The sequence below is a fragment of the Paraburkholderia sp. 32 genome (genome assembly GCF_050435345.1).
Taxonomy (GTDB): Bacteria; Pseudomonadota; Gammaproteobacteria; order Burkholderiales; family Burkholderiaceae; genus Paraburkholderia; species Paraburkholderia tuberum.
Genome location: NZ_JBNDKD010000001.1, coordinates 2,278,999 through 2,303,621, shown reverse-complemented (window position 1 = coordinate 2,303,621; position 24,623 = coordinate 2,278,999). Strand labels below are relative to the sequence as shown.

General features: G+C 60.6%; 18 protein-coding genes and 2 pseudogenes. 7 read left to right on the top strand and 13 right to left on the bottom strand.

Annotation, left to right across the window (positions count from 1 at the left end; genetic code table 11):
* Positions 1–814 precede the first annotated feature (814 nt).
* Positions 815–1,531 (top strand): hypothetical protein, encoded by a 717-nt coding sequence (locus OKW26_RS10770; protein WP_429353590.1) that lies wholly within the window; start codon positions 815–817, stop codon positions 1,529–1,531.
* Between the two features lie 559 nt (positions 1,532–2,090).
* Here OKW26_RS10770 and OKW26_RS10765 read toward each other — a convergent pair.
* The 7 genes from OKW26_RS10765 to OKW26_RS10735 form a co-directional block, all read right to left on the bottom strand.
* Entirely contained in the window at positions 2,091–3,431 is a 1,341-nt protein-coding gene (locus OKW26_RS10765; RefSeq protein WP_429353589.1) for a serine hydrolase domain-containing protein, read from the bottom strand.
* A gap of 22 nt (positions 3,432–3,453) precedes the next feature.
* Positions 3,454–3,819, bottom strand: a complete 366-nt coding sequence (locus OKW26_RS10760; protein ID WP_260321224.1) for a BON domain-containing protein — start codon at positions 3,817–3,819, stop codon at positions 3,454–3,456.
* A 60-nt stretch (positions 3,820–3,879) separates the two neighbouring features.
* Positions 3,880–4,938 carry a porin gene (locus tag OKW26_RS10755; protein WP_429353588.1) on the bottom strand — a complete coding sequence of 353 codons (1,059 nt, stop codon included), beginning with the start codon at positions 4,936–4,938 and terminating at the stop codon, positions 3,880–3,882.
* A gap of 102 nt (positions 4,939–5,040) precedes the next feature.
* The gene (locus tag OKW26_RS10750; RefSeq protein ID WP_260321225.1) at positions 5,041–6,291 is read right to left on the bottom strand and encodes an MFS transporter; all 1,251 of its coding nucleotides are present in this window, start codon (positions 6,289–6,291) and stop codon (positions 5,041–5,043) included.
* A 122-nt stretch (positions 6,292–6,413) separates the two neighbouring features.
* Positions 6,414–7,511 carry a CaiB/BaiF CoA transferase family protein gene (locus tag OKW26_RS10745; RefSeq protein ID WP_429353587.1) on the bottom strand — a complete coding sequence of 366 codons (1,098 nt, stop codon included), beginning with the start codon at positions 7,509–7,511 and terminating at the stop codon, positions 6,414–6,416.
* A gap of 50 nt (positions 7,512–7,561) precedes the next feature.
* Complete coding sequence (locus OKW26_RS10740) at positions 7,562–8,743, bottom strand: acyl-CoA dehydrogenase family protein (RefSeq protein ID WP_429353586.1); 1,182 nt, start codon at positions 8,741–8,743, stop codon at positions 7,562–7,564.
* An 11-nt stretch (positions 8,744–8,754) separates the two neighbouring features.
* Positions 8,755–10,308 (bottom strand): AMP-binding protein, encoded by a 1,554-nt coding sequence (locus tag OKW26_RS10735; protein ID WP_429353585.1) that lies wholly within the window; start codon positions 10,306–10,308, stop codon positions 8,755–8,757.
* 99 nt (positions 10,309–10,407) lie between these two features.
* Between OKW26_RS10735 and OKW26_RS10730 the strand changes: the two genes are divergently transcribed.
* The 5 genes and pseudogenes from OKW26_RS10730 to OKW26_RS10710 all read left to right on the top strand — a co-directional run bounded on the left by OKW26_RS10730 (position 10,408) and on the right by OKW26_RS10710 (position 17,477).
* Positions 10,408–11,298, top strand: coding sequence for a LysR family transcriptional regulator (locus OKW26_RS10730; RefSeq protein WP_429353584.1), 891 nt, complete (start codon positions 10,408–10,410; stop codon positions 11,296–11,298).
* A 559-nt stretch (positions 11,299–11,857) separates the two neighbouring features.
* Positions 11,858–14,209, top strand: coding sequence for a filamentous hemagglutinin N-terminal domain-containing protein (locus tag OKW26_RS10725; protein ID WP_429353583.1), 2,352 nt, complete (start codon positions 11,858–11,860; stop codon positions 14,207–14,209).
* Between the two features lie 1,083 nt (positions 14,210–15,292).
* Positions 15,293–16,384 (top strand): annotated as a pseudogene (locus OKW26_RS10720) (ISL3 family transposase); the annotation flags it as partial.
* A 214-nt stretch (positions 16,385–16,598) separates the two neighbouring features.
* Positions 16,599–16,931: a hypothetical protein gene (locus OKW26_RS10715; protein WP_429353582.1), complete on the top strand. Its 333-nt coding sequence runs from the start codon at positions 16,599–16,601 to the stop codon at positions 16,929–16,931.
* 357 nt (positions 16,932–17,288) lie between these two features.
* Complete coding sequence (locus tag OKW26_RS10710) at positions 17,289–17,477, top strand: hypothetical protein (RefSeq protein WP_429353581.1); 189 nt, start codon at positions 17,289–17,291, stop codon at positions 17,475–17,477.
* Between the two features lie 213 nt (positions 17,478–17,690).
* Here OKW26_RS10710 and OKW26_RS10705 read toward each other — a convergent pair.
* Positions 17,691–17,926: pseudogene (locus OKW26_RS10705) on the bottom strand (integrase); the annotation flags it as partial.
* 114 nt (positions 17,927–18,040) lie between these two features.
* Here OKW26_RS10705 and OKW26_RS10700 point away from each other — a divergent pair.
* A complete protein-coding gene (locus OKW26_RS10700; RefSeq protein WP_429353580.1) occupies positions 18,041–19,153 on the top strand; it encodes a CapA family protein in 1,113 nt (370 codons plus the stop codon).
* On the opposite strand, the gene OKW26_RS10695 is transcribed toward OKW26_RS10700, so the two are convergent.
* From OKW26_RS10695 to OKW26_RS10675, 5 genes are all read right to left on the bottom strand, one after another.
* A complete protein-coding gene (locus tag OKW26_RS10695; RefSeq protein ID WP_184041157.1) occupies positions 19,150–19,797 on the bottom strand; it encodes a dienelactone hydrolase family protein in 648 nt (215 codons plus the stop codon). The two genes, OKW26_RS10700 and OKW26_RS10695, sit on opposite strands and share 4 nt — an antisense overlap.
* Before the next feature lie 84 nt (positions 19,798–19,881).
* Positions 19,882–20,100 carry a four-helix bundle copper-binding protein gene (locus tag OKW26_RS10690; protein WP_409259127.1) on the bottom strand — a complete coding sequence of 73 codons (219 nt, stop codon included), beginning with the start codon at positions 20,098–20,100 and terminating at the stop codon, positions 19,882–19,884.
* A gap of 599 nt (positions 20,101–20,699) precedes the next feature.
* Positions 20,700–21,971: an IS110 family transposase gene (locus OKW26_RS10685; RefSeq protein WP_429354212.1), complete on the bottom strand. Its 1,272-nt coding sequence runs from the start codon at positions 21,969–21,971 to the stop codon at positions 20,700–20,702.
* Between the two features lie 401 nt (positions 21,972–22,372).
* The gene (locus OKW26_RS10680; protein ID WP_429353579.1) at positions 22,373–23,533 is read right to left on the bottom strand and encodes an IS30 family transposase; all 1,161 of its coding nucleotides are present in this window, start codon (positions 23,531–23,533) and stop codon (positions 22,373–22,375) included.
* 111 nt (positions 23,534–23,644) lie between these two features.
* Positions 23,645–24,562, bottom strand: coding sequence for a LysR family transcriptional regulator (locus OKW26_RS10675; RefSeq protein WP_429353578.1), 918 nt, complete (start codon positions 24,560–24,562; stop codon positions 23,645–23,647).
* Between the last annotated feature and the right edge of the window lie 61 nt (positions 24,563–24,623).

The following is a 24,623-nucleotide window of genomic DNA, read 5'->3' as shown; positions in this document are numbered from 1 at the left end:
CAGGCGTAGCGGCGTTTCGTCCGCTACCGAACGACCTTTCGCGATCCCGCAGACTTTGTTGTGCGCTCACGAGATCTATGGAGAAACATCAAAGTTTGCGGGGAAAAGTTGATCGGAAGGCCCTACCACCGTTGAAGTCTTAATCATGAGACAGGGTCAAAGTTCGCAGCAGCAATTGCGATTTCTGAGACTGCATCGATTCCAGCTGCGCAAAGTCTGCGGGATCGCCCACCAACAACCCTTGCGAAAGCGACAACAAAAAGTGCCACATCGAAATCATGCTGCTCCGCAACAAATAGGGACGCACCATTGCGACTCGCAATGTGTAGCCGACACGGAGTGCATGGATTTTCACCCGCCACAGCCATCCGAGCCTCAACGCCGGCAGCCCGCCCGAATTCACCCCCATCCGTAACAACGCACGCGACTGCGCTTTTCATCTCCGAACATTTCAACCAAAAGCTATAGCCAAGATGTCCCGGTAACGACAGAAGCGATAACACTGTGCGGATGTCGGGTCTTACGAGCCAATGTCGGTCGCCCCCCACGGCGGCAATAACAGATCAGATAGGTTCAAGAAAAATTTCCCGCGGCTGTGCTACGAGGACCGGAGCCCCCAACAGGTTCAACGAGAGTGGTCCAACTCCTAGCTAACACTTGCGAGCGGAATGATCCTCGGCAGCACCCGTCAATTCGATTCCCCGAATTCGCCCTCGCTGCTCCCTGGTAAAGTTACTTCTTCGCAACCCAGCCGTCCGTAGAGCTTCATCGCAGGGTCTTCAAGCGACGCAACAACCGGCCCTCGGAGTACATGATGCTGTACGAACTGGACAACGCGGACGTGATGGCGAGTTCTGGCTATCTGGAACGGTTGAATAACCCGACTGCGTGGACGCGCCGAATAATGCCGACCCTCGAGCAGTTTCGCCGAGGCGGCGGAACTATTCTCGCCCGGGGTGCGAACTCGGCCGGACACGGCGGTCACCTCGCCATCGCACGATTTGAAGACGCACTACCGGAATGCCTGATAGCCCAGCAAGGGCAGGCAATCGTTGATGCGCTCGCGAAAGGCGACTGGGTTGTGAACGCGCAGATCATGGCCGTGAAAAACGAGGCGACAGCCATTGCCACGCAGGAAAAGTCAATGCGGCGAAGTTCAGAAGGTGAATTCGCCGGACTACTTCTCGTGGAGTCGCTCGATAATGGCTCGCTTGACCGCGCGATGATGCAGGCGAGCAAGGCAGCCGGGATCAATCCTGATTTGTTCGATTCATACGACCTCGCCTTCGTCTGCCATTCCCAGGTAGGCGACTGCATAGGGCGTCTGATGTCTGGAATAACTCAACAGAGAGGGAAGCGCTCCGGCCAGGGCGAGACGTTGCATCGGATGCGAGTGTCAGCAATGGGACGGGCAGCAGCCGCACGCCATCCGATTGGCGATCGTCGGCTTTGGCCGAATTGTGCGGGTAGCTCGTCCGTCAGGTTCCGGAGTAATGCGGCCGCTCCAACGGCAGATTTCCCGGCTCGCTGAACGGCAAGTTGTGGCCGAGAGCACCAGTTCAATGAAGGTCCTGTAGAGCGACCGTTGAAAATCGTCGACGGCCGCTTTCGGGCGGCTTCTGTGGATGAGTACTGTCGGCCAGGAAGCGTCATTCGCCCGTCGCGTCGCTCGGACGTTCAGACGTCGGGTCCGCCCCAGTAAACAGTCGTTCGATTGGCGAAGGCGAATGTTGCTTCGTCGGCCATACCCGACGTTCGGTTGTCGGCGTTTGCAAGGCAGCTTTCCGTCCCATTCCCGACTTTCGAATGAAGAGGTTTGCGGATGTCGCACTCGCTGCGGGCGAACGCGTACTTCCGACCCGGAGCCGCCCGTCGCACCCTGACCGCGAATGTCCCCTGAGCAACTACAAATCGGACGGTCGCAGACGAAGGCTAGCTGTCCGCCGGGCGATTAGCACTTAAACAGCGCGTACGGTCGCACCTAACCCTTACGTCGGCCGGCACATTGTGTCTCGGCGCGGCCGCGACGTCGCCCGCCCGATAACCGGGCGGCGCGTCGCGTTACCGCTCCCCGCTCGCACTGCAATGCGTTATCTGATCGCGGCACTGATGGCACGTGCGGCCTGGTTAAGCGCAGCGGCAGTATCGAGCGACGCCCGTGGGATCGAGCGCCCCGCTGCCGCACTGGTCGGTCGCGCGGCCTGATCAGGCGATGACGAGAACTTGACGATGGTGAGCTTCGTCTTAGGATCGACCAGGATCGATTGCCCGAACCGGCCGCCGGCCGCGAACGAGCCGTGCCCATCGTTCACCTGATACCAGTAGTCCCGATATGAGTAGCCCGGGCGGCCGGACGCCAGATTGCCCTTCGCGAAGGCGCGGGCGTTATCCGCAGGCATAAATGTGATGTGGGCGGTAGAAGCCGGGAGCAAAGTCGTCCGTCCCGCTTCGCCCAACCGCACTAACTCACCGAAACGTGCGGCGTCGCGAAGCGTCGTGTTGAAACCACCGCTTGCCATCTCGGTACCTAAACGATCGACCACGACGTCGCCGTCGTCTTCGGCGATCTTCTGCCACATCGTGCGGGAGACCAGTTCGCTCCACGACAGGCCAGACACGCGCCGTATCGCCCATGCGACAGCTTCGGGCGAGCCATTCTGGTAGAACCACACGTTTCCCGCCGTCGCGGCGGGCGTGGGGCGTGCCACTTTCAGGAAGTCGTAGATGCTGTCCGGCGCGCCGCTGCGGCGCGGAGTGATGCCCACTGCGCCGAAGAGTCCCAGATCTGGTGGAAGATCGGCCGGGTAGCTGACCGGCACCTCCATATCCAGATTTTGCTGGACCGTCGCGTCGCCGAACGGCGTGCCCGCCAGTTCGGGAACGTACGTCGAGAGTGTCGCTTGTGGGTCCAGTCGGCCTTCGTCGATCAGTTGCGCCGCGACGAGCCCAGTCACGGATTTGGTCATCGATGCCCACGCGTGCGTCTGCCGGGGCGTAAAGGAATTGAAGTAGCGCTCAAGCACCACCTTGCCGTCGTGAACGACGATGAAACCGTCGGTATAGGTGCGTCGCAGATAATCGGTCAGGGTTAGCGTCGTTCCGTCGACAGTGAACTGCACCATGTCGGGGTCGAGCGCGGCACCGGCAGGTAGTGGCAACGGCGTGTGCGCGTGCTCGACATTTGCAGTAGGAGTCATCAGACGGGTATTGCGGAGCGCCCAGGCAAGGTTCGGGTAGCGCAGCGAGTTGGCCTTGGTCACAAGCTTGTCCGCAGGCGGAGGAAAGCCCTGCATGATGCCGAGTTCGACGGGGTCGCGAGATACCCCGACCTCCTGAGCATGCGTGGACAGCGGCAGCAGTGCGCCAATGACAAGCGCCACGGCGGTCGCGACAGGGCCAGTGGTGAGGTCACGATTTCGAGTGCTTTTCATGTTTTTTCCCGGAAGGCAGGCATTACAGAGATGGCCCGGAGAGGTGGATAAAATTCTCCACGCTTGAGACGCCGACGACCTGCTTTGCCGCTTCGACGGCCAGTGGAATCTGCTCGTTATCCGACACCGAGCCGGAAAGCGTGACGTGGCCGCTTTGTGCCTTCACGAAGATGCGTGCGGCGTTGAGCCCTCGAGTGCGAGCTAGTGCAGTCGATACCCGGCGAGCGAGCTTCCTGTCCGCGGCCTTCCTTGCCTTGACGGACGTCGCGTCAGAGGCGGTGGTGGAGCCGCCCGCGGATGCGGCCCCGGACTGGGCAAATGCGCCGGCGGACGCGCCGATAAGCGCAGCCATGAGCATAGCGCGGGGAATTCGAATACGGATCGTCATGCGATTTCTTCAATAAAGTGAATGGGTGGGATCGGCCAGGCGTAGGCTGGCGCCTCCCTTCTAGAAACGTGTCATGAGACCGAGTGACACGCCGGTCATCGTATGGGCACCGGGATTCAGGCCGAGTGCCGTGATGTTGGCGGGATCGTAACGATAGGCGCCCGAAAATCCATTCCGATCGAACTCCGCGTAGAGTTCGGTCTGCTTCGACAGAAAATACTCGGCAATTGCAAACGTTGTGACTTTACGGCCGCTGGCCGACGCGACATTGCCAAGATTACTGGCAATATCATCAATGAAAGCCGCCGTGAACTGTAACGCTGGCGTGACCGACCAGACGACTCCACCGCCCGGAATTCTGTCGCGGCGCCGGGGTGCAGTGGGCTTAGCGCCAGTAACGGTGAGATCGGCATAGTTCAGGTAAAGCCGCGCTGGTCCGATCTGGAGCGTACCGCCGGTCTGGAACGTCTGCGCCCATTGTGTCGCCGTCGCGTTCCACGTCTTTTGATACGACACGCCGCCGAGCGCTGGTCCCCACTGATACAAGGCCGCGCCCGAGAAGTTTGTCGCCGCGCGGGGATTGCCCGCGACGCCGCCGGGAGAATAGCTCGCGGCCATGCGAAAGCCGCCTACCTGTCCGATATATTTGACAGTGTTATTGAAACGCGAGTCCAGTGTGAAATAGTTAGCGCTATATACCACGCCTGGTTCGATCGCAATGGACTGTCCGCGCCCACCCGCCGGATCGATGAGAATGCCAAGGTCTTCGTTTGCGTTCAGTTGCCGGCCAAAGGTCAGGCGGCCAAAATTGCCAGTCAAACCGACGAACGCAGCCTGCGAAAACAAGGTGCCCGAGGTCTTCACCGCGCCGGTACCGCTGTTGAACGCGCCCTCCAGCTTGAAGATGGCCTTCAGGCCGGCACCGAGGTCTTCTTTGCCGGTAAAGCCGAACTGGTTGCCGGCAATGATATTGTTGTTGTAACCGACCACGCTGCCGCCCTTGGCGCCGTTCGTCCAGCGAAGACCGCCGCCGACATTGCCATACAACGTCACGGTTGATTGCGCACAGGCCCCTCCAGATAGCAGGCTTATCAGCGTCGCACCAAGAACCTTCTTCATACGTTTCCTTTGTTTTCTATTGGTATTATTACGGATAACTAATGGATGGCGTCCGTCCAGACGTGTCGCGGAACGCACTCAAAGACGGTGATGCGCAGAGTTTCAGCCAGGATCGGCGACGCTACGCGGCGCCGGGGCGCGGGACACGCCACCGGCGAGGCGCCGTTGCGAGCGCTGCGGGTCGAGGCAGAATCCGCAAAGCAGGCCGCATCCCAGCAGTACCACGCCGCAGGCGACGCACGCCTGCTCGAAGCCGCGCGCGGTGGACCGGCTGGCGCCGTCGATCAGCAGCCCGGTGACGATCGGCGCGGCGAGTCCGGCGAGCGATGAAAATCCGTTGCTCAATGCGAGGACGCCGCCCCGTTGCGAATCGGGGGTGACTTCGCCCAACATGGCAGGCCCGATCGAATACATGGCAAGCGTCATGCCACTGCCGAGCGTCAGCAGGATGAACTTCACCATGGGCGAGACGCCTGGCCACGCAAGCAACGCGATCAGTGCGCCCGCCACGATCAGCGTCACGGCTAGGAAGCCGCCGCGCCCGACTCTCGACGGCACCCCGTTCGCCAACAGGCGCTGCGACAGCCCGGCAAGCCCGAGGCTAAGGGGCGCCGTAATGGCGACGAATAACGCAAACATTCTGCCCGCGACATGCGGTTCATAACCCATTCCCAGTTGCAGCCAGGTTGGCGTCCAGGTGAGCGTCATGGCAAGAATCCAGTTGGCGGCGAAGTGCCCGGCAAAAACGCCCAGTACGGTCCGATCGGTCAGCAGCAGAGCGTACGGGACGCGCGCCGTGCGACCCTTACGCACGGGGCTCGACAAACGACCTTCCGCGCCGAATACGAGCCACGCGATGCACCAGAGGCAGCCCAGCGCGGACAGCACGAGAAAGTTTGCCCGCCAGCCCCAGTGTGCGGTGATGGCCGGAATGCTCAGCCCGGCGACCAGCAGACCGAGCGCGCTCCCCTGATGCAGCACGGCGACAGGCAGGTTGCGCCTGGCGTCCGGAAACCACTTATAAAGCGCATGCACCGCAACCGGCGAGGTCGGTCCTTCGCCGGCGCCGAGCAGCACACGGCACGCGATGATGCTCCAGATCGAACCGGCGACCAGCATCGGCAATTGCAGCAGGGCCCATGAGCCAGCCATCAGCAGCAACAGCCATTTTGTCGAAGCGCGATTCGCCGCGAGGCCGCCCAGCACAGCGGAAATCGAAAACAACCAGTTGAGGCTCCCGCCAATCAACCCGAACTGCGTGGGCGACAGGTGAAGCTCACGCATCATCGGGATGGACACGAGGCCGAGCACGACCTTGTCCAGAAAATTCACCAGCATCATCAGCGCGAGCATGATTGCGATAGACCATGCGCGCGCCGGTCGGTACCGGTTGTGTTCGTTTGTCATTCGGGTTGTCTCCGTAATGGTGGGGACGTCTTCTGCGTTCCTGCTATTGCTGTTGCTGTCGGACGGCTTCAGCCGTCGTGCTGGCCGAGCAGCGGGACGGTGTCCCCGGCATCGGGCAACCCCGCCGAAAATTTCACGGGAAAGCGCACCGCCATGGTTGCCTCGTTAGCGAGCTCGCGGATCATGCCGCGTTCGCGCACGTGCGGATCGTCGAATAACTCGTGCGCGTCGAGCAGCGGCGACACCGGTAGATCGAAAGACGTGAGCGTGTCGAGCCATTCCGCAAGCGTGCGCTGCAAGAACATCTGCGTGAGCAGCGCGTTGACCTCGCGCTTGAACTGCTGCCTGCCAAGGCGTGACGCGAAGCGATCGTCAGTCAACGCGGGATAGTCGGCGCCGAGCGCTTCGCACAGGTTCAACCAGAACTTGTTCTCCAGAATCCCCAACGCAAGATGCCGGCCGTCTCGCGTCGCGAAAAGATCGTTCTCGGGCATGACGTTGGGCGATGCCAGCGGGCGGTCCGCATACTCGCGCGAGGTCCACGCGGCCGATGCAGTCCAGGCCAACACACAGTCGTGAATCGATACGTCAAGATGCTGGCCGCGACCGTTCTGACGCGCGCTCATAACAGCAACCGCCAGCGCGAGCGCGGCGTGACTCGACCCGGCGTAGTCCGCAAGCCGCACACGTGGGCGCGTGACCCGGTCGTCGACCTGAACCGGAATCGACCAGAAACCGCCGAGCGCCAGGTAATTGAGATCGTGGCCAGGCCGGGCCGCGTACGGGCCGGTCTGCCCGAATCCGGAAATCGAACACATCACGATGCGCGGATTCACTTCGGCGAGCGTCGAATAGTCGAGTCCAAGGCGTTTCATGATGCCTGGCCGGAAACCTTCGACCACCGCATCCGCGTCACGCACCAGTTCGAGCATCGCAGCCTGTCCGGCGGAACTTTTCAAGTCGAGCGCGATGGACCGTTTGCCCCGGTTGAGCTGGGCGAATATCTCGCGTCCGAGTTGGCGCGCCGGATCGCCGGTGCCGGGCGGCTCGACCTTGACCACGTCCGCCCCCAGATGCATTAGCATCGAGGTGGCGTGTGGCCCGGGCAGCAGTTGACTCAAATCGACAATCTTGACGCCGTTCAGGCAGGACCATTCCGGTTTCATCGGTACCTCTTCACGGTATGCGGCAGCCGCGTGCGTGCTGCATTCTTCTTTTATGCCGGCGAGCCGGCCGGGTCGAGAATGACGCGGGCGATTGTATTGCGCTGGATCTCGCTCGTGCCCGTGAAGATGCGGAACATCCGCAGTTTCCGGAACGTCTGCTCGATCGGGTGATGGCGCGTCACGCCGACGTTGCCATGAATCTGCACGGCCTTGTCCGCGACTTCGAAGCAACGTTCCGACACGAACAGCTTGCAGGCCGCGGCCTTCATCCGCAGATCGGCACCGGCGTCCGCGAGCGCTGCTGTCTGGGCGATCATGCTTTCGCATGCCCACAGCGCGGCGGCCATGTCGGCGAGCATGTGCTGGATTGCCTGAAAGCGCGCGATCGGGCCGCCGAACTGCCGGCGCGTACGCGCATAGTCGAGCGACGCTTCGTAGGCCGCCGTGGCGAGGCCGAGCATCGTCGGGCAATGCAGCAGGCGGTTCACGTTGATACGCGACATGCCGAGCTTGAAGCCATTGCCCTCTCCGCCGAACACGTTTGCGCGAGGCACGCGCACGTCGACGAAGCGGATGTCCGCGTCGATGTGCTGTCCAGACATCGGCACATATTGCTGTTCGACCGTCACGCCGGGCCGGTCGAGATCGACGAGCACCGCAGTAATGGCAGGTGGCGTGGTGCTGGCATCGGTTACGCACATGACAATCGCGAAATCGGCAAACGGCGCGCCGCTGATGTAGTGCTTGACGCCGTCGATCACGAGGTCGTCGCCGTCCACCACGGCCGAGGTGGTGATGCTCTGCGCATCCGAGCCCGAGTGGGGTTCGGTCAGCGCGAAGCAGGTCGATTTCTCCCCACGGACCACCGGTTCGAAATAGCGCACGAGCTGATCCGGCGTCGCGTACTTGAGCATATTGCCGACGCGCGGCGGACCGCCCAGGTCGCCGAGCACGTGAGGCGCGAGCGCGGATCCGGAGGCGGCCAGATCTGCCTTGAGTGCGCACTGTTCAATGATCGACAGCCCCCGGCCGCCGAGCTTGACGGGCAGACATGCCGCGTAGAAGCCGAGCTGCGCGGAGCGGCGCCAGACACGGCGTAGCGTGTCGCGCGGCCAGATGTCTTCGCTGCCGATGCCGAGTTCCTGCTCCAGCGGCAACAATTCTTCCGCGATGAAACGGCGAATGCCCTCACGCGTTTCAACGAATACCGGATTGCTCAGGTGATCGAACATGGTTGTCCCCTTCAGTTGACACGACGCGAGATGCCTTGCCAGTACTGCTCGCGAACCAGCTTGCGGGCGACCTTGCCGCTCGCGTTCTTGGGCAGATTGGCGACGAAGCTCACCGTGCGAGGGAGCTTGTAGTCAGCAAGGCGGGCGCGGCAATGCGCGATGATTTCTTCGGCAGACGTATTGCGTCCGGACTTCAGCACGACCACCGCCTTGACACTTTCGCCCCACTTCTCGTCGGGCACGCCGACCACGCATACTTCCATCACATCGGAATGCTGATACAGCGAGGCTTCGATTTCGCTGGGATACACGTTGAAGCCGCCGGAAATGATCATGTCTTTCTGGCGATCGACGAGGTAGATAAAGCCCTCTTCGTCGACGCGCGCCAGATCGCCGGTGCGCAGCCAGCCGTCGACGAGCACTTCGCGCGTGAGTTCCGGCTCGCCCCAGTAGCCTTGGAACACGTCGGCGCCGCGCATGATGACCTCACCGATCGCATCGCCCATGACTTCGCGGCCGTGTTCGTCAACCACCAGGACTTCAGTCTCGCCGGTCGGCCGACCGCACGATGCCAGCCTTTCGGGACGGTGCGCGATTGCGTCGGCATGATCGGCGATGCTCAGGCGCGTGACGCCCGAGGTCGACTCGCTCGCGCCGTAACCTTGCGACAGCACCGGCCCAATCCGCGTCCATGCTTCCTCGATGCGCGCCGGCGCCATTGGCGCGGCGCCGTAGCCGAGCATCTTCAGGCTCTTGAGATTGGCGGTGTCCAGCGCAGCGTCGTTGAGCAGCATGTTGATCATCGCGGGCACCATGAACACGTGAGTAATGCGCAGTCGTTCGATTTCCGAAAGAAAGTGCGCTGGCTCGAATGTGTCGAACAGCACGAGTGTGGCGCCCGAATAGAGGTACGGCTGCATCAACATGCCCGACGCGTGCGTGACTGGTCCGATGAGCGCCAGGCGGTCGCCGGGTTTCGCGGGACGGTCCATGCCCAGCAGGATTTTGCGCAGCGACGCGAGGCGATTGCCGTAGGTCTGCATGGCCGCCTTGATCTTGCCGGTCGAACCGGACGAGAAGTGCAGCACGGCGAGGTCGTCGGGCGACAGAGTGACGTCCAGCAGGTTCGCGCTGGCCCGCGAAATCAGTGTCTCGTAGTCGGCATAGCCGTTCGCCGCTTCGCCAAGAGAAATGAATGTTTCGACTGAACGGAAACCTGACGAGTTGCGATCGTAAGTCGTGTATCCCGCTCCCGCGATCATCACGCGCGGTGCGCAATTCTCGACTACGTCAGCGGCTTCGTGCGCCGTGAAGCGCGGATTCAACGCGGCCTTGACGAGCCCCGCCTTGTAGAGCGCGCATTCGATCTCCACCAGTTGCGTGCAGTTTCGGGCCTGAACCGCGACCCGGTCGCCTTTCGTCAGTCCAAGACCGAGTAATGCATTCGCGAGCCGGCTTGAGCGTTCGTCGAGTTGGCGGTACGTCAGCTCGCGCTCGCGATGCATGACCGCTACGGTGTCGCCCCAACAACGCGCGGCGCGGCGCAGAAAATAAGCAAAGCCCAATCGGTGTCTCCCGTTATCGATCTGGCTCTTAGTCTGTAAGATGCAGGGGATCACCACAATGACGCGTTGGCTATAAAGTCATAGCCGCTAGGAATGACAATGGAGACACGGGACCTGGAATATCTGCTTGCCGTCGAGAAGCACGGGGGCATTGGCCGTGCCGCCGAGGTACTAGGCATGAGCCAGCCGGCTTTGACCAAGGCGATTCAACGCGTGGAGGCGCAGGTTGGCCTGGGACTGTTCGAGCGCACGGCCACCGGTATCGTGCCGACCCAGGCAGGGGCGCTGTTCATCGTACGTGCGCAGCGCATTGCGCTCGAATACGAAGACGCGCTGAAGGAAATGCATGCGATTCGGAGCGGCGAACAGGGCGTGCTTCGCATCGGTTATTCGCCAACGGTGCCAAACGCGCTGGTACTGGGCGCCTGCCGGCAGTTGTTGAACGAACGCCCGGCCGCGCGTCTGCGACTGCGGCGCCGGCTCGCGCGCGATCTGATCGACCTCCTCATGGCGGGCGAACTCGATCTGGTCGTGGCGCCCGAGCCGACTCGCAGCGTAGGCGACGTGACCTTCGTCGAGCTCTTTCGCGACTCGCTCTCCGTGCTAGCCGATGAGGCGCATGCACTACATCGCAAGCGCAATCTACGGCTAGCGGATCTGGCAGGTCAGGAATGGTTGCTGCCTGGACCGAACATTCTGCTGCGGCAGCAGGTCGACGCGGCCTTCGAGCGGCAGGGGCTCGGGCCGCCGAAGCTTCGCGTGGAAACCGATTTCGGTAGCACCTCGCTACTACATCTGCTGCGCGGCACGACGATGCTCTGCATAGCAGGCACCGAATCGTTCGAGAGTCTCGAGGGGTTGCGCGCGCTCAATCTCGACATGGAGGAACTCGACTTGCGTCGACGTATTGGCGTAGTGTTCCGGACCGGGGCTTACCTCTCTCCGCTTGCCCAACGCATGGTGGCACTGCTACAGGAGCGGAGCAGCTGAACCAGCTAGAGGCGTACATGTCATATTAGAATGGGCGAAGTTGCAGTGTTTTTGTGCCATCGTCCGCTCCCTGGACAAGAACGGACCGCCAAACGCGCTTACCCAACGGCAGAAATTGGCCGATAGCACCAGTTCGATGAACATTTTACAGAGCCGACATTGGAGTCCTCAACGGCGGCTTTCGGGTTGATGGTGTGAACGCGTACTGCCGGCCAGGAAGTGTCATTCGCCGCTACTGTTGACCAGACATTTAGACGTCGGTTCTGCAGCCGCCAGCGGCCATTGGCCACCGGAACACAACTGATCTTCCTGGTCCGCCTTCTTCGGGTTCGGTATATCTACAGCCTTGGTTTGGACCTTCCCTTGTTTCCCTTATGGTTACCGCGTTCTGACCTGGCGAAGTGGCACAAAAGTCCCCATAAGAAGGTGCCAAACGCTGAGATATCGGCATGCATGCGCGACGCCAACTGCTATTCTTCAGACACGGCGACTCACGCGTCTCCGGTCGGCTCCGCGGGTCGTTGGCGGCCATTCCGCATGCATGCGGAAAGGGGGCTGTATGTCACGTGCAGAACCACCGCGGTCCGCGCGACGCGCACCGCATCGTCAACAGTCAAACGGACGCATCTGGCTCGCCATTGGCATTTCGCTGACTGGACTTTGCCTGACACCCGTGGCGTTCGCGGCGGGCAGCCTGCCGCAGGGCGGCCGTTACGTCGCCGGCACGGGCACGATAGCGGGCGCGGGCAACAGCCTCGTGATCACCCAACCCGGTTCGACCCGCGGTGTGATCGACTGGAACAGCTTTTCGGTCGGCGGGAACAACAGCGTTACGTTCGTCAACGGCACGGGCGCGACCTTGAACAGGGTCACGGGCGGCTCGCCGTCGGCCATCCTCGGCAGACTCGGCGCAACAGGCAGCGTGTATGTGATCAATCCGCAGGGCATCGTCGTGGGGCCATCGGGCGTGATCAGCACGGGAGGCCGATTCGTCGCGTCTACACTCGATGTCTGCAACTGTGCGTTCATGAAGGGTGGCGCGCTCACGCTGTCGGGAGATTCCAATGCGAGCGTGATCAACCTGGGCAAAATCAGTTCGAGCGGCGGCGATGTGTTCCTGATCGCGCGACAGGCGGTCGTCAACGCGGGCACTATCAAAGCGCCTGCCGGCACGGTGGAACTGGCGGCAGGCGGTCAGGTGCTGTTGCAGGACTCGACCAGCAGCAGACAGGTTTTCGTGCAGACGGGCAGCGATGGTTTGGTCGTCAACGGGGGACGCATCGCAGCCGCCCAGATCAGCCTCCAGGCCGCCGATGGCAACGTGTATGCGCTCGCCGGCGGTGGCGCGCGCATCCGCGCGACGGGCACGGCGAACCGCGACGGACATGTGTGGCTCGTCGCCGACAGCGGCCGGGTCGAGCGGTCGGGCGTGATCACGGCCAGGAACGCCGACGGCAGCGGCGGGACGGTCGATACCGACGCGGCACAACTGGCGTTCGGCAGGCACGCGGTGGTCGATGCAGGCCAATGGAATCTCTCGACGCCCGCTTTCACCATCGATGATGTCGCAGCGCATGCGTTGCAGCGCAGTCTGAACGCGGGCACTTCGGTCGACGTGACCACGACGGGCGCGAACGGCGCAACGGGCGACCTCGGCGTCGCGTCGAGCCTGCGCTGGTCCGGTCCGGCTTCGCTCACGCTTGCCGCGTACCACGATGTCTCGGTAGCGACGGGTACGACCATCGCGAACTCCGGTGCGGGCAACCTGACGTTGCGCGCCGACGCGTCGGGAACTGACAACGGTGGCAGCGTCATCAACAACGGCACGATCGACTGGTCGAAGAGTACGGGCATCGTCAGCGCGCTCTACGATATGAACGGTAGTTACAGCCCCGGCACGCTTGTCGCCAATCCGGTATGGAGCGCACCGCTTTACAGCGGGCTCGTGACACAGATAACTGGTTATCAACTCGTCAATTCGATCACGGACTTGCAGAACATCCAGAACAATCTGGCCGGCAATTACGCACTCGGCAAGGACATCGATGGGAGCAATTTCGCGTTCGTAACGCTCGCTGGTCCTCCCTTCCCTGGGAGTCCGGTTATGTTCATTCCGGTTATGTTCACGGGCCAGTTCGACGGTATGTGGCATACGATTTCCAACGTCTTGCCAAGCGATGTCGCGATATTTGGTGATATTGGCGCAACCGGTGTCGTGCGCGACGTGAACGTCAACTCGAACGTGAGCCTCACGGCTCCCTTTGAAACCTTACCCCTCGGCGCCGGGATACTGGCCTTTTATAACTACGGAACGATCGCCAACGTCTTTACCTCCGGGGCCTTTGGCACACAGGTCAGCAATTCATACACCGAGATCGCCGGACTTGTCGCTGAGAACGACGGGCTGATCGCGCGCTCGGGCAGCAGCGCAACCCTCCAGGGGGGCAGTGCCGCCGGGCTGGCCCTCACTAACGGAGGCACGATCACTGAGTCATACACAACCGGATCGGTCACCGGATCTGAACGTTCCTACGTCTCCGCGGGAGGACTTGTGTTGGACAATGAAAGCGCAACGTACGTGGGACACGGAGAAACGATCAACCAAGGAACGATCACTCAGTCTTTCGTTGCGGGTCCCGTGAGTTCGGGCACGACCGGCGGTTCGACCACGACCGGCGGCATCTGCGCACCCGCTTGCGGTGGCATCATTGGGAGCGACGTTTACTGGAACGTACAGACAACCGGACAGTCGTCGAGCGGCGGCAACCTGCCAGCGTCGAACGGGCTCACTACGGCCCAGATGAGCGACCCGGCCAGTTTTGTTGGCTGGGACTTCGGGCCGAACGGCGCATGGACGATGCCGCCCGGAGCGACGCACCCCGTTCTGACCTGGCAAGTCACCGGGCACTGAACCTTAGCCACCGTACCGACGCTTGCATGAGCGTCTGCCGCGTCGCGAGACGCGGCAGACAGATTTTTCGCGAGTTTCGCCCTGCCGTGGTCGTTCTTCCCGGCGGATGACATGCACCGATTCACGCAGAGCGTACGACCGAAAGCCGTCTTGCTACCCGTACGCATGGCCGGGAATCGCGAACGTTCGTTGGCGAAGCACATCCGGCCAACGATCCGCCTGACACCGATCAATTGGAAGGCCGATATACTCTGCGAACCGCCATTCAGTCGGCGACAGCCCGAGCGGCCGAGAAGGGTCGGCTACAGCCAATTGCGTCCGGCGAAACGCTACAAGTCTGGCGCGACTGGAGGTAAGTCTTAATTTCGGCGTGCACGGTTGCACTGACTCTGGCGCCCTACGCCTGCATCGATTTCTCAGCCCGGGAGGTGATGAAATTGTTTGGTATCGCATGGCCAACCCATAGCGCATCACCACTGTCGTTCACTGAACGTCAGCAAAGTCGACATGCTGTCGATGGATGCGCCCAGCGTATGACAGATCCACTCGTAATGTGTTGAAAAACTCCCTTTCCTGCGCAACCGGACCGGCACCCGAAAAGTCGGCCTCTCAGATCGCCCTATGCGCCGCTCGTGAGCATCGGTGAAGGTTGAGAGGACACGCGCGTGACGATCGTCGCGCTTGGTCGGCGGGCAAGTCTCATCCGCTTCCAGCCGAACGTCGGCACTCAAGAACCAGCAGGTCTTCAAAGTTGTGCTATCTTGAATCATTGCCTCTGTCACTGCTGTCGGGGAGAAGGATATGAGCTTCAAAACAGCAATAGAACTAACCAAAAAATGGATCTTCGCGGAAAAGTGTGATGGTTTTTCATGATGAAAACGTCGGAGAGCCAATCTGGGTAAGGGTTCGCGCGTCTTGATGGCCTCGCGAAATCGGGCATGATTTCGCGATGGCTACTTCACGCAAACTCAAGCGTCTTTCTGACGCATACCGGTTCGACGGATTCCGTCCTTGCGAAGCGCTGCGCGGTGTCTTCGGTGATCGCATGGCACGCGTAGTCACGCTGGTTCGGCGCTCAAAAAAACGGCCTGCAAGGGATGTGGTCGACGGTGCTCGATCCACGATCGCACGGTGCGTCGCGTTCGAGATCTGCCGAACGGCGACGTACGGATTTACCTGGAACTCGAAGCTCGTCGGGTCCGCTGTCGATGCGATGGCAGCGTGAAAGGCGAACGACTGAGCTTTCTGGCGGACAACCCTCACTACACGAAGCGCTTCGCGTGGTACGTCGGTCGTCGCTGTCGCGAGAGCACGATCAAGGACGTGGCCGACGAACTGCGATTGCACTGGCACACGGTCAAGGACCTCGAGATGCAGTACATGCGGGCGCAACTGGAGCGGTTCGGCACGCCTGGGCCGAAGGTCATCGGCATCGACGAGATTTCGATTGGCAGGGGACAGACGTACCGCATTGTTGTGAGCGACCTGATACGGGGCCGTGCGATCTGGTTCGGTGGCGAAGATCGAAAGGAGGCCAGCATGCATCAGTTCTATGACTGGCTGGGCGAGAAAAAGGCCCGCGGCATCCGGCTTGTCGTGATGGACATGTGGCGGCCGTTTTACAACGTCGCGCAGGAACGCGTGCCGCATGCGGCCATCCTGTACGACAAATTCCACGTCATAAAGCAGCTCAACGAAGCCCTGGATGAAGTGCGCAAGAGCGAATACGCTCGCCTGCAAGGCGAGCAGCGGCGCTACATCAAAGGCCAGAAGTACGTTCTGCTTAGTCATCGCGAAAACCTGTCGATGGAAGGCAGGAACTCGTTGAAGACGCTTCTCGCAGCGAACCGACGGCTGAATACCGCGTACCTGCTCAAGGAGTCGTTCGGGCAGTTGTGGGACTACGAGCGCGAAGGCTGGGCACGTCGCTTCTTCGAGAACTGGAAATCCAGCCTGAGGTGGCAGCGTTTGAAGCCCTATGAGAAGTTTGCCGCGATGGTCGAGCGTCATTGGGAGGGGATTGCTTCCTATTGCAAGCCAGAAAACAAGGTGCCGCTCGGCTTCGTTGAGGGACTCAATAACAAGATTCGGGTCATCCAACGACGCGCGTACGGATTGCGAGATGAGCAGTATCTGCGCCTGAAGATCCTCACTTGCATGCTGCCTCGAATCTGAAAAATGGAGATTTTTCATCACTCTTTTCCGCGAAGACCCCAAAAAATATTATGGCAACTATCCAGGTCCCACAGAAGAAACCTACGCACTAGCCGAAAAAGTTGCGGATTTTTTCAAAGAAAACGCGATCTCAGCGGCGGGCGTGATTGCCGTTGCGATCGGCTCGGATAAGTATCATTATCTCGGGCTATCCCCCGCCTTGCAAAAGGCTGTCATGACGCAGATGATTGACGAAGCTGGCGGGTCGGCGTTGAACGGGCACTTTCGACTTGGTAGAGGCCTCGAGGCGTACACTGGCGTGAAATTCGATCTTTCTCGAAAAGTGTCCACTGATATCGTCGGGAAAGCGAGCTTCAATAAAGGCTGCGCCGAGAAGAAGATTGTCTCGAACATGTATTTGAGAAAGGTCACTCTCAAAGAGATAAGCGTCATTCCCTTTCCGGAAACGATTTTCGCCGAAAGCATACCGGCCCATATTGTGGTCGCGAGTGCGGACGGGGCGTATATTGCGCCATGCGCCACCTGTCTTCAGATTTACCCCGGATAAGAAGTGATCAGTGGCAATTCGAAGGGCCGCTCCAGGACCAATATGCCTTTTGCATGCTCGTTGGTGGTGTTGTGCGGAGTCGTCGGGCTCATGAGGCAGAACCCGGCCATCATCAGCCTTTCGTCCGTGCGTGAGAAGAGACATACGAAGGTCGGCTTCATATCCGACAACGGCCCGTTGCGCTCGAGAGGCTACCGCTGCATCGCGAGTCTAATCGAACATCTCGGCTAAAGATCGAGCACCAGTACCTTGCTTCTCGCGCGCGATACGCAGGCCGTCAGGAATTCGGCAGCGATACGTGTGCAACCCATCCGGCCTGCTAGACTGGAAGTTCCCCTGCAAGCCATGGAGGGAGACATGACGACCGGCTACGTTGTGAAGACTGGCGAGAACTTCCTCTGCACCGCAGAGGACGGCGATATCGGCATGGCACCGGAGATTAAGGAAGCCACGTCCTTTCTCTCGTATGAGGATGCGAACAAAGTCGCGAACGAGCACGCCGACCCCGGATACGAAATCGTGGCCGTCAACATCACGAGACGCTGATGAGGAGTCCGCTCCCAGGCGCTCAGTGAACGAGGAGGGCTAGCAATTCAGGAGGCGCCATGCGATATGGTGCCCCGGCCCGCTGCGTCCAAAATCACCTGAGAATGGGCTGCACTGTGCATCAAGATTCGCACGACGCGGTCGATGCGCACATTGAACGTTAGCATGGACCGCAATCCCGTTTTCCACGAACGCTCAAGAGTTCGGAGTGTCGCCGCGCACCATGACGCCGGCAAACGGATTGATGATCACGTAGTGCTGGCCGACGAGCCACGCAAAGAGCGCGCGCAGCACGGCGAGCGCATACGCGGCGAGCGGACCGTCTGGCCGCGTGCGAACGCCCGCTATTCGGCGGAATCGCGCGGCTGTGGCCGGCCCGGCCGGCGCGGCCGTCGCAGCAACGCCCGGTACGCGATCGCATCGTCGGTCGTGAGCGAGAGAGCGGGACGATTGTAGAAACTGCGTCGCGGGCCCCGAACGCTAGACGCCGAAGTGCCAGCAAACTATCTTGAAGGCGTTCTGGGCGGCTTACCGCACCGGGAACATTGGTTTTTTCCAGAAGGATGAACTGCATCAAGCTGTTTCTGTGCGGTGACGTGATGTTGGGACGCGGTATCGATCAGATACTGCCGCATCCGAACCTGCCCCATCTCTTCGAACCCCATATGCGTTCGGCGAGAGGCTATGTGCGCCTCGCTGAAGCGAAAACCGGCTCGTTACCGGAGTGTGTCCCGTTCAGCTACGTGTGGGGCGATGCGCTGCTCGAACTGGAGCGCATGAGTCCTGCCACGCGCATCATCAACCTCGAGACGGCCGTCACATCCAGCGAGGACGCATGGCCCGGAAAGGGCATCCACTACCGCATGCATCCCGCCAACGCGCCCGTCTTGAGCGCCGCGAAAATTGACTGCTGCGCGCTCGCGAATAATCATGTGCTCGATTGGGGCTTTCGCGGGTTGACGGAAACTCTGAATGCCTTGCGTTCAGCCGGCATTCATACGGCTGGCGCGGGGCAGGACGACGTCGAGGCCGCCGCGCCTGCCTTGATCGAACTGGCGGGCGGCGGCAGAGTGATGATCTTCGCCTTTGCCACGGAATGCAGCGGCGTGGGCGCGGACTGGGCCGCCGGTTGGGGCCGAGCCGGCGTGAACCGGCTCCCTGATCTTTCGGCTGACACCGTATGCACGATCGCGGCGCAGGTGCGAGCGGTCAGGCAGGCAGCCGACATTGTCATCGTCTCGATCCATTGGGGCGAGAACTTCGATTTCGACATACCTGCTTCGCAGCGATACTTCGCGCACGAACTCATCGATTCGGCGGGCGTGGATCTCGTACACGGCCATTCGTCGCATCACGTGAAGGGCATCGAGCTGTATCGAGGCAAACTCGTCCTGTACGGCGCCGGGGACTTCATCAACGACTATGAAGGTATCGGCGGTCAGGTAGCGTTTCGCAGCGACCTTGCGCTGATGTATTTTCCAACGCTCGACCTTGAAACGGGCACGCTGACCGAACTGTCGATGACGCCGACGCAGACACGCCACTTCCAGATCAACCGGGCGCCTGAAGAAGGCATTCGATGGTTACACGAAACGCTGAATCGGGAGAGTCAGCCATTGGGCGCCACTGTGGAGCGCCGCGCTAACGACACGCTCGTGCTGCGTTCGGGCGCTTAGGCGCCGAGATAACGCTTGAACCACTGCACCGCGTACCGTGAAACGGCTTCCAGTGTGCCGGGTTCTTCGAACAGGTGGGTGGCGCCGGGGACGATCACAAGATCCTTCGGACATTCGAGCAGAGCGAAGGCCTCCCGGTTGACTTCGATGACATTGACGTCGAGCCCGCCTACCACGAGCAACGTAGGCGCCTGCGCCGCGGCGAGGACGTCGCGTCCGGCGAGATCGGGCCTGCCGCCTCGCGAAACGATCGCCTCAACCGGGACCGACGACACGTGCGCCGCGCGGATCGCCGCAGCCGCGCCCGTGCTCGCGCCGAAGTAGCCGAAAGAGAGGCGTGTCGTCTGCTTCGCCGCGATCCAGGCCGTTGCTTGCGCGAGACGCATCGCCAGCAGCTTGATGTCGAAGCGGGCAGCGGGACCGGTGTCTTCCTGCTCGGAGAGCAAGTCCATCAGCAGCGTTCCGATCTTGGCCCGATTGAGTTCGGTGGCCACGTACTGGTTACGGGGGCTGAATCGTGAACTGCCGCTGCCGTGCGCGAGTAGAACCAGTGATTGAGCGTCCTGTGGCAGCGCGAGTGTGCCCATCAGGGAGGCGTCCTCCACCGGAATGGTGACTTCCTGCAATTGGAGCCTAGGTTCCATGACATCCTCAAACCGGGTGGGGCATTTCCGACCCGATACGCGACGCGCTGGCCGTCGGCGGGCGCGCTGTTGCTGAGCAAGACACTAGATTGCCCGGCAGGCTTCCGCGCATCTCCGGCACGCATCGCTGCATGTTCCGCAGTGCTCGGGTACGTGCCGCGCACATTCATCGGCGCACTCGTCACAGATCCGTGCGCAGAGTTCGCAAAACTCGGGTGCGAAATGGCTTTGTCGAGCCAAGGCCGCAGATGTGAGGCGGCATAGCGAAGCGCAATCGGCGTTGAGGCGAATACATTTGGCCATGTTAACCCGGCCCGGTTCATCGAGGCAGGCGGATGCGCAGCGATCGCAGGCAGCGGCACAAGCATCGCAGGCTTCAATAGACGGCTGATAGATTTCGGGGTTCATCGACGAAGCTCCAGCTTGAATAGAGTTGTTCGGCGTCCGCCGCGTGCTCTCCTCGAAGGCAAGGCGCAACGTGTTGCGATAACTTCAGGGCCGACCAGCGCGGCTCTCATAGCAGCGTAGTCGCTCGTGTCGGTGCCGTAAAGCGAAGCTACGAGTCGGATTCCTCGCGAATAGCTTCGTTAAACGTTTCGAGTTTGATTCGCTGTACCGGTTCGCCGCGGTTCCGGAAGAGATTCTTCGAGACAAGGTGAAAACTGAGGCACTAATCTCCCAGGTCGACGCTTTCCGCGATGGCCGCTCGGTGATCGACATTCGTCTCAACCGAAGCGGTCCCAGTGCGGCCAACTTTCCTTGGACCAACGGCGATAGCAAATGAGTGCAACCACCGCAACGGTTGCCGCCTGCTCCAGTGGAGCGGTGGCCGTTCTATCCTTGAAAGCTGCCGCTCAGTCTGCGCCTGCTCGAGGGGCGGCTTCACGCCCTGAGTCCGTCCGTCAAGTATTTCGAGGGGGAAGTGCGAGGCTTCCGAGGAGAGGCGAGCCGCGCTTCCTCAATGCATTCAGATAGACACTCTCGTCGTACAGTGTCCGTGTTTGCCAGCAGCGGTAGAGGATCCGTATCCACTTGAATGCCAAAGCCCTGACGGCGGACTGATACGAACTGCCCTTCGCTCGCTGTTGCCGGTAGTAAGCGCCCGCCCAGAACGATTTGTTGATGGTCTGGCCGGCCCATTCCACGAATGTCTGGCGCAGGAACGTCGGACATTGCCAGCGCCAGTGCACCCAGCATTTCTTGCCACTGCGCTCAGTGACCGGCGCAATGCCGGAATACTTCTGCAGTTCAGCAGCGTGCCTGAAGCGCTCACGCTGCTCGCCGAATGCGGCAAGCAGCCGCGGTGTCAGATGTGGGCCCGCTCCCGGCAGGCATTCAAACAGGGCGAAGTCAGGTAGCGTTCGCGCGACCGTCGCAATCTCCCTGTCGAACACATCGATCCCAGCGAGAGCCGTTCGCAGTTGTGCCACCAGCGCCAGCGCGTGCAGCCGGCAGGGTGAGAGGATGCCGGGATCCTCGGTCAGAGGGATGGCCGAGCGGATGGACTCCAGACGCATTTCGATCACCCTGGGGCGGCGGCAATTGTGCGCATGGAAGAACGCCTCAAGGGTACTGCGGTGGGCGCGTTTGACGGATGAAAGCGTCGGCCAGCGCGCGATGAAGTCGCAGAACAGTACCGTGTCGATGTGCGCGAACCATTCCAGTGCCTGCGGATAATACTGCTTGAGCGTATTGCATAGGCGGTTAGTGAATCGCGTCTTGTCGCCGACCATTTCACGGCGCTGCTCGATGAGGCTCGTCAGACAACGCATGCCCGCGCTTTGCGGCCTCAGTGGAGCGAACCGTTCGGGATGGCGAAGCAGCAGATCGAGTGCCAGCTCGGCATCGGTGGGATCGTCTTTGGCCCGACTCGGTTTGAACGCCTCGCGGTATTTTGCGAGCGTCGATGGATTAATCGGAAAGAGGACCAGGAAATCATACTTCTGAAGCGCGGAAACGATTGGTCCCCTTGCCAGCTCGAGGGCAACTGCGATCATGCCGTCAAAGCGCTGATGCAATCCCTTTGCCCACTCATCAATGCATGCGACCTGATGAGGAACACAACTGAACTCTCGCCTGGTGTCGTCGGCAGCCTGCAGGCAGATATCGTGTTTCGTATCCGCCCAGTCGATGCCAACATACGCTGCAAACTGCTGATCCGATAGAGGCGACATGTGAACCTCTGCAAGTGATAGATTGTCTGGCAGGGACATGCATGCTTGCGCTCTGCGAAGCCAATATAGTGAGCCGGTGCGACGGCGAACCCTGAGTATTCGTTGACGAGCGCAAGCGCACCCGCGGACTCGAAGCTAAAGCCGCAAACGTCCAGGCGTTTGGGTCGAGATATTCGTAGCCCGCGGGTGCATGTTCCGCTTGCGCTGGCAGCAAGCTGCCAGTGCTACCAGTATCAGTGAAAGCGGAACGGACTATCTATACAGGGTCGACATGAGTCTGATGCGATTTGGATGAGGCGTAGCCAAGGGTGTGAGCGGCCATCCGTCGCTGTGCGGCCAGGAAGGGTCATTCGTGTTTCGTGCCACGCTGACATTTAGACGGCCGCCCGGTCCGGGCGGATTCAACCGGTCGATGCAATAGTTTGCTGGAACCGTTCGGCAGGCGTTTCGTAGCCCAGTGTCTTTCTCGGACGCTCGTTCAATCGTCTTGCCACGGCATTGAGTTTAGCCTGCGAATACGCTGACAGGTCGGTGCCTTTCGGGAAGTACTGCCTTAACAGCCCGTTTGTATTTTCGTTCGATCCACGTTGCCATGGATGCTGGGGGTCGCAGAAGTAGACCTGGATATCAGTGGCGACGGTGAAGCGTTTGTGCCCGGCCATCTCTGTTCCCCGATCCCATGTCAGCGATCTATAGAGTTCCTGGGGCAACTTGCTGGCATGTTTGATGAGTGCATTGATGACCGTTTCGCTATCCTTGCAGGGGATCCTGACCAGCATGACATAGCGTGTCTGACGCTCGACAAGCGTTGCTATCTGGCTGCTTCCGCTGCCGCACAGCAGATCACCTTCCCAATGCCCGGGTACCGCGCGGTCTTTAACACTCGCGGGGCGTTCGCTGATTGATACGGTGTCCCGAATCCTGCCGTGATCGTCCGTCTTCTGTGTGTGGTGGCGCGACCGGCGCATGGCACGGGTACGCCGTAAATGCACCAGCAACTCCTTCTTCAGGGCACCACGGGCCTGGATGAAGAGACTGCGATAGATCGTCTCGTGAGACACGTGGTGGTCCTCGTCATCTGGATACGCCCGCCTGAGCCATCCGGCAATCTGCTGCGGTGACCACTGTAACTGGAGCTTGCCTGCAACCATCTGCGCCAGCATCCGGTGCTCAACCAGTTTACAGGCTTTGGGACGCTGTGCCCGATCCCATGCAAGCTGATCGGCGTAGGTCGCCCGATAACCGTCTGGTCCGCTGTTACGTTTGATCTCACGACAGATGGTGGAAGGCGCTCGCGAAAGTCGTTTTGCAATTGACTGGATCGAATCGTCAGCCACAAGCCCTCGCGAGATCTCTTCGCGCTCCTCCAGCGTCAACGCCAATCCCGAGCGGTGCCTTTGTGGCGGCTGGATCCCGCCTGTCTCAGCCAGAATCCCCTGAACCGACGAGTGGTTACGATCAAAGAGCTGGGCGATCTTCTGCAGAGATTCGCCGTTGCGCCAACGTTCCCACATCAGCGCTTTCTGCGTCTCACTGTAATAAATCCGGCGTCTCTGCTTCATTTGCAACACTCCTGCTGCTTGCGCAGTCTTCAGTGTGTTGCATCGACCGGTTGAATCCGCCCCGGCAAAGCGGCCATTCGATCTCGAAGCGAACGGGCAGGCACCCATTATCTAGACGGCATATCGGATGATGCTCTGATCTTGAACGTTTGCGACCAACTCATCGGCACGAGATAAAAGTCGAAGAAGCAAGGGGTTTGTATTCGCATTGTTGTATCCCATGGCGAGATCAATCGTCGGCGGCACGCCGTCAAGCGCCCGCGCAACAACATTCGGTGTCAGCATATTTTGCGCATATAGCGGGATAAGCGTAACGCCACCGGTGGATGTGACAAGCGACAGTGCCGACGGGAGGTTCTCGCCTTCGTACCCCGCCTTGAGCGTGATTCCGACTCTCGATGCGTAATCCTGAATCACGGACTCCAATACAGGCGAAGTCCTGGCTGAACTGACGTAGATTTCGCGGGCAAGATCTTGCGGCCGGATTTTTTTGCGTGACGTCAGGCGATGGTCTGCGGGCAGCACGGCGATCAGAGGCTCCTTTGCCAAGACCTTGAAAGACAGGCCATCCGTCTGTCGCTCACGGCGAAGAAACGCAACGTCTAGCTTCCCCCGCATCAGCCCGAGAGCAAGTTCTGGGGAAGACTGACTGCACAACGTGATCTCGGCCTGCGGTGCCTCCTCCCGGAGGATCCGTAACGCATGGGGTAGCCACACAACTTCCTGCCCGGCAAGGAAACCCATGGACAAGACAGGCTTTTCCGGCTGTTCCGCCCGCCGCGCGCCGTCAGTAGCCGCTTCAACTTGCAACAGCGCCAGGCGCGCGTGATCAAGGAAAACTCTCCCGGCGGCGGTGAGCGCCACGCCACGTGCCTGGCGCTCCAGCAACTTCACACCGACTTCGGATTCCAGGTCGCGAATCTGCCGGCTCAACGACGGCTGCGACGTGTGCAGTCTCCGCTGAGCGGCCGTCAATAGGCTGCCTTCCTCCGCAACGGCAACGAAATATCGCAAATGTCGAAGTTCCATCGGATCTCCGATATGCCTTCAAGGTATAGGTAAGAGTCTTACAAAGTCTTTGTCCTCAGGG